This window comes from Eggerthella sp., assembly GCF_048329335.1.
GTDB lineage: Bacteria > Actinomycetota > Coriobacteriia > Coriobacteriales > Eggerthellaceae > Eggerthella > Eggerthella lenta.
Map to the genome: position 1 here is coordinate 1 of NZ_DBFEGU010000273.1, position 4,908 is coordinate 4,908.

Below are 4,908 nucleotides of genomic sequence, written 5' to 3' on the forward strand. Positions count from 1 at the left end.
CTGCATGACGATCCGGCCACGCGCTGGCGCGTGGGCGAGGACAAGCTGGCCACCATCGGCAACTACGAGGAGGCGTACCGCCTGTACGACAACCTGCTGAAGGGCAGCGACTTCTCGTTCGCCCCATGGCATCTCGTGAACGGCGAGGACAAGCGCCGCGCCAACCTGCAGATCGCCGAGACGCTGGTGAACGCGCTTACGAGCGCGTTCGAGGCGGCGCCCGACGCCGAAGCCGCCGTAGCGGCGGCCAAGGCGCAGGCCAACTCCGCCGGCGCTCTCGATGAAGCGCCCCTGTTCGGCCGTTCTCCCGAAGAGGAGGCGCGCGTGCGCGAGGAGGCGGAAGCCGCCGCAGCCGCTGCTTCCGCCCGCGCTCCGCGCGTTTCGAGGTTCCGTCAGGTGGACGACCCGCCGTGCCTCGAGAGCGTCGACCACGCGCTCGCGCTCGACCCCGAGACGTACAAGGTCGAGCTCAAGGCCCAGCAGGAGCGCCTCAACAGGCTGGAGATGGAGATGTACCAGAAGCGCATCCCGCTCATGATCATGTACGAAGGCTGGGACGCCGCGGGCAAGGGCGGCAACATCAAGCGCGTGGCCCAAGCGCTCGACGCCCGCGCCTATACCATTTTTCCCAGTCCCGCCCCCACGAAGCCCGAGCTGCTGCATCCGCACCTGTGGCGCTATTGGACGCGTCTGCCGAAGGCGGGCCACGTGGGCATCTACGACCGCAGCTGGTACGGTCGCGTGCTCGTGGAGCGCGTCGAAGGTTTCGCTTCGGTGTCGGAATGGACGCGGGCGTACGACGAGATCAACGAATTCGAGCGCGATCTGGTGCGGTGGGGCGCCATCCTGCTGAAGTTCTGGGTTGACGTGAGTCCCGAAGAGCAGTTGCGACGCTTTCGCGACCGCGAGCAAGATCCTGCGAAACAGTGGAAGATCACCGATGAGGATTGGCGCAACCGCGACAAGTATCCCCAGTACAAAGCCGCGGTCGAGGATATCTTCCGCTTGACCAGCACGCCGTTCGCCCCCTGGATAATCCTCGAGAGCGACGACAAGCGCTACGCGCGCGTCAAGGCGCTCAAAATTATCAACGACGCCCTGGAAGCGCGCTTGCGCGAAAACTGAGATCGCGTTACTATGGGCAGCAGTACTCGAAACGACCGTGCGCATTCGCGCGCTTGAACGAAAAAAAGGGGTAAACAGTCATGACTCTGTTCGGAATCACCGTGCCCATGGAGGCTATCTGGGTCATCGTCGCGATCATCGTCCTCGTCATCGTCGGCTTCATCGCGAAAGGCTTCATCGACGAGATGAAGAAGTAGCCGCTTCGGCGAACAGCGGTCCCTATCGTGAAAATTGCGTTTTTGCGAACATCGCGCCCCCATCATGGGGGCGTTTGTTTATTATGGTAACGGTCTGGCGACGGCGGGGTTCCGCTGTTTGAAGATCATCCCGAAAGGTGAACATGTCCGAGTACCGACAGCATCCCGGCCCTGCTCCAAGCGGGCGACCTGCGCAGCAGCGCGCGCCGAGGGGCGCCGCGCCCGACGTGCGGGCAGGGGCGCAACCGGGCGCCTACCGGCCGGCCACCGCGCAGCATGCCGCCTACCGCTCCGCTCAGCCTGCCCAGCGCAGATCGGCTGGAGGCGGAGGCTACCCGTATCGACAGCAACCGACCTATCAGCAGCCCGGTTCCGGACGGCCTCGGAAGAAGAGCGGGCCGTGGCGCGTGGTGTTCTGGATCGCGCTCGTGGTGTTCGTCGTGGCGCTGGCCGCGCTCGGTGCCATCGGCTTCAGTTACTGGCAGGGTCAGCAAACCTATAACGATGTCGCGCGGGAGGGTTTCACGCCGCCCGACGATCTGTCGGCCACGTCGCTCGCCGACTTCACGGTGGACTGGGATGCGCTCAAGGCCATCAATCCCGACACGGTGGGGTGGATCTACATTCCCGGCACCGTGGTGAACTACCCCATCGTGCAAGCGGCCGACGACGAGAAGTACCTTACGCACGACTTCAAGGGATCGGAAGGCTGGATCGCCACGTTCGGCGCCATCTTTTTGGCGGCCGAGAACAGCTCCGACTTCTCCGACCCGAACAACATCATCTACGGCCATCATCTGAACGACGGCTCGATGTTCGCCTGCGTCGCCGATTTCAGCGATGCCGCCCAGTTCAACGACCATCGCACGGTGTACATCCTCACGCCTGAGGGCAACTACGAGCTGAGCACGTTCGCGCTCGTGCATGTGGCGGCCGACGATCCGTTGGCGCAGACGCGGTTCGCCGATGAGGACGAACGCGTGGCCTACGTGCAGGACAAGATCGACCGATCGGTGGTGCCCGCTTCCGACATACCTGCTGCTTCCGATATCAAACACACCTTCGCCCTCGCCACGTGCGACAATCTGCCGTCGGACGGGCGTTACGTGCTGTATTCGTACGTGAAGGCCAGCACGGTGGGCGAGGGCGACGGCGACGTCATCGACCCCGATGCCGTCGCGGCCATCGATTCCGCAGAACAGGAGATCGCTTCATGAGCACGTCCATCCTGCCGGGCGAGCGCCCCGACCGCCTCGAAGAGGAGTGCGCCGTGTTCGGCGTGTTCGCTCCCGGCGAAGACGTGGCGCGCATGACGTGCTTCGGCTTGCAAGCGCTGCAGCATCGCGGTCAGGAGAGCGCCGGCATCGCCGTGGGCGACGGTGCGACGGTCATGGTGTCGAAAGACCTCGGCCTTGTGACCCAGGTGTTCGACGAAGCAAGCCTGGCCGCGCTCGAGGGCTTCGTGGCCGTGGGCCACGCGCGCTACTCCACGAGCGGCGGCGCCGCGTCGTGGGAGGCTGCGCAGCCGCACATCTCGGCCATCGACGACGTGCTGATCGCGCTGGCGCACAACGGCACGCTCGTCAACACGAACGCCTTGCGCGCCCGTCTCGTCGACGAGGGCGTGCAGTTCCGTTCCGGCACCGACAGCGAGGTGGCGGCGAAGGCAATCGGCCGGGTGACCCAGGAAACGCACCACTTGCGCAACGGCATCCGCCGCGCTATGGAGGAGCTGTCGGGCGCCTACGCCATGGTGCTGGCCAGCCCCGATTCGCTGTACGCGTTCCGCGACCCCAACGGTATCCGCCCGCTGTGCATCGGCGAGCTGCCCGACGGCCGCGGCTGGGCGGTGTCCAGCGAGACGTGCGGGCTCGACATCGTGGGCGCGCAGTACGTGCGCGACGTCGAACCGGGCGAGATCGTGCGCTTCAACCGCGACGGCATGCACGCCGAGCAGGGCGTTGCCGCCCGCAAGTCGGCGGCGTGCATCTTCGAGTACGTGTACTTCGCGCGCCCCGACAGCGTGATCGACGGCCAGAGCGTGTACCAGGCGCGGCGCAACATGGGGCGCATTCTGGCGCAGGAGGCGCCCGTGGAGGCCGACCTCGTGCTGGGCGTGCCCGACTCGGGCGTGCCGTCGGCCATGGGCTACGCGTTTGAGAGCGGCATCCCGTACGCCGACGGCATCGTGAAGAACCGCTACGTGGGACGCACGTTCATCGAGCCCACCCAGGCCATGCGCCAGCTGGGCATCCGTTTGAAGCTGAACCCGCTGCGCTCGGTGATCGAGGGCAAGCGCCTCGTGGTCATCGACGACAGCATCGTGCGCGGTAACACCAGCAAGAAGCTCGTGCAGATGCTGCGCGATGCGGGCGCGGCCGAGGTGCATCTGCGCATCGTGAGCCCCGAGGTGCTGTGGCCGTGCTTTTACGGCATCGACACCGACACGCGCGACCAGCTGATCGCCGCGAACATGGATCTGGACGAGATGAACGCGTGGATCGGCTCGGACTCGCTGGCCTTCATCTCGCTCGAGGGCCTGCGCGCCTCCGTGCCCGATGCGCGCCGCCAGGGGTTCTGCGACGCATGTTTCACCGGCGACTACCCGGTGGCCATCCCCGATTCGGTGGCCAAGAAGAGCTTACTCACGAAGAAGGATTTCGAAGAGACTTACGGCGAAGGTGCGGCCGACGAGGCGCGCCCTCGCACGCGATAGCAGCATGACAGGGGGAACCGCCCCGACATGGACGATACGGCACAAGGAGCAGAGATGACCGAGAGAGTAACCGTGAACGCAGCGCAGACCGACGACGGCCCGCACATGCCCAGCTGGATGGACGAGGACGCGGTGACCTACGCGCAGGCGGGCGTGGACACGGCCGAGGGCGCGCGCGCCGTCGAAGCCATCAAGGGCGTCGTGCACGACACGTACCGTCCCGAGGTGGTGGGCGACATCGGCGGCTTCGGCGGCCTGTTCTCCATCGCGGCGGCCAAGGACATGGACGATCCGCTGCTGGTCAGCGGCACCGACGGCGTGGGCACGAAGCTCAAGGTGGCCCAGATGGCCGGCAAGCACGACACGGTGGGCATCGATCTGGTGGCCATGTGCGCCAACGACATCCTGGCCACCGGCGCCGAGCCGCTGTTCTTCCTCGATTACGTGGCCATCGGCAAGCTGAAGGCCGAGAACGTGGCCGAGATCGTGGCGGGCATCGGCGAGGGCTGCAAGCAGGCCGGCTGCGCGCTCATCGGCGGCGAGATGGCCGAGCATCCCGGCGTCATGGACCCGGACGACTACGACCTGTCCGGCTTCTGCGTGGGCGTGGTCGACCGCGCGAAGATGCTCGATCCCGCGGCGGTTCGCGAGGGCGATGTGCTGATCGGCCTGGCGTCCAGCGGCCTGCACTCCAACGGCTACTCGCTGGCGCGCAAGGTGTGCGTGGAGGGCAAGACCCACTACGAGCTGCGCATCGAGCGCGAGGAGCTGGGCGGGCGCAGCCTGCAGGATGCGCTTTTGGAGCCCACGCGCATCTACGTGAAGCCGGTGCGCGCCGTGCTGGAGGCTTGCGAGGGCGCCGTGCACGCG

The 4,908-nt window shown here is 66.2% G+C and carries 3 protein-coding genes and 1 pseudogene; all 4 read left to right on the plus strand.

Translation table 11 applies throughout. The annotated features are described in order from the left end of the window. Window positions 1–1,125 (plus strand): annotated as a pseudogene (locus tag ACMO6A_RS08590) (polyphosphate--AMP phosphotransferase); the annotation flags it as partial. A gap of 340 nt (window positions 1,126–1,465) precedes the next feature. Beyond that, complete coding sequence (srtB, locus tag ACMO6A_RS08595; RefSeq protein ID WP_114519587.1) at window positions 1,466–2,539, plus strand: class B sortase; 1,074 nt, start codon at window positions 1,466–1,468, stop codon at window positions 2,537–2,539. Further along, complete coding sequence (gene purF, locus ACMO6A_RS08600; RefSeq protein WP_114519549.1) at window positions 2,536–4,038, plus strand: amidophosphoribosyltransferase; 1,503 nt, start codon at window positions 2,536–2,538, stop codon at window positions 4,036–4,038. Before srtB ends, purF begins: the two co-directional genes overlap by 4 nt. 54 nt (window positions 4,039–4,092) lie before the next feature. Further along, window positions 4,093–4,908, plus strand: an 816-nt coding sequence (gene purM, locus ACMO6A_RS08605) for a phosphoribosylformylglycinamidine cyclo-ligase (protein ID WP_418471110.1), incomplete at its 3' end; no start/stop codon positions are given.

Coding starts and splice junctions, on each gene's coding strand:
- purF (WP_114519549.1), top strand. CDS start 2,536: ATGAGCACGTCCATCCTGCCGGGCGAGCGCCCCGACCGCCTCGAAGAG.
- srtB (WP_114519587.1), top strand. CDS start 1,466: ATGTCCGAGTACCGACAGCATCCCGGCCCTGCTCCAAGCGGGCGACCT.